Source organism: Paenibacillus thermotolerans (genome assembly GCF_028745515.1).
GTDB lineage: Bacteria > Bacillota > Bacilli > Paenibacillales > YIM-B00363 > Paenibacillus_AE > Paenibacillus_AE thermotolerans.
Map to the genome: position 1 here is coordinate 1 of NZ_JAQZSG010000099.1, position 325 is coordinate 325.

The 325-nt window shown below is 44.6% G+C and carries 1 protein-coding gene; it reads left to right on the forward strand.

Going from position 1 to position 325, the window contains the following annotated elements:
* Positions 1–46 precede the first annotated feature (46 nt).
* On the forward strand, positions 47–325 hold a 279-nt coding region (locus PT964_RS26660; protein ID WP_425262802.1), incomplete at its 3' end, for a DDE-type integrase/transposase/recombinase.

A 325-nucleotide genomic window follows, 5' to 3' on the forward strand; every position in this document is an offset into this window, starting at 1 on the left:
CCGTCATTTCTACCTAGCAAGCATTATTGATGTATTTGATCGAAATATTGTAGCGTACCACAGAGGCAAATCCTGCAACACAAATGATGTCTTGAGGACAGTACAGAAAGCGCTCCTAAAGCGCAAAGTGCACACCCAAACACAGCAGCTTGTTATTCGAACGGATAACGGTCCACAGTTCATTAGTAAGGCATTCCATGCCTTCTGTGAACAGATGCGTGTGGAACATGAGCGGATTCCGAATCACTCGCCAAACAAAAACGCGTACATTGAATCTTTTCACAGCATTCTTGAGAGGGAGTGCTACCTCCGCAATTGCTTTGAA